Origin of the sequence: Micrococcoides hystricis (assembly GCF_042434215.1) — a bacterium.
Classification (GTDB): domain Bacteria; phylum Actinomycetota; class Actinomycetes; order Actinomycetales; family Micrococcaceae; genus Micrococcoides; species Micrococcoides hystricis.
The window spans coordinates 1-569 of record NZ_JBHLUB010000007.1; the positions used below are offsets into that span (position 1 = coordinate 1).

Annotated in this window: 1 protein-coding gene; it reads right to left on the reverse strand. The window is 53.4% G+C overall.

Annotated features, from left to right (window positions below):
- Positions 1 to 204: 204 nt before the first annotated feature.
- Positions 205 to 519 (reverse strand): transposase, encoded by a 315-nt coding sequence (locus ACFFFR_RS03855; protein ID WP_377458216.1) that lies wholly within the window; start codon positions 517 to 519, stop codon positions 205 to 207.
- Positions 520 to 569: the final 50 nt, after the last annotated feature.

Here is a 569-nt window from a genome sequence, read left to right on the forward strand (position 1 = left end):
CCCCATACACCCCATAATTCTCGGCGTGAATCCGGCGGGCGATCTCGACCAGCTCACTATCCCGTAGCGCGCGTTTCGAGGGAACTCGTCGTTTCGCGTCGCGGTAACCACGCGAGGACAAGAACCCTCCCTTACGCTCTTTGTTCAGCGTCGAACATATGAACTCGATTGAGAAACGATCCCTATATTGGTCAATAAAGGCGATCATTTCCGACGCTTCGGGTCGAGTTCTTTGGCGAAAAAAGCTGAGGCGGCTTTCAACAACTCGTTCGTGTCCCGTAGCTCTTGATTCTCCCTGCGTAGCCTGGCGTTCTCAGCAATAATGTCTTCCTCGGCCCGCATGATCCTGCCGGTCTTCCGAGCTTCTTGAACCCATTGCCTCGCAGTGTGCCACGAAGCGCCCAGTTTGGGTGCCACTACCTGGCACGCTTCCTGGATCGAGAGTCCTTCAGCAAGGATCCGATCCTCAATCAAACGGACAACCCTGTCCTTAGCTTCCTGATCGAATTTCTTCGGCATAACCCAGATTTTCCCATCTACTCAAACGGAAGAAAACCTGGACCATTTCA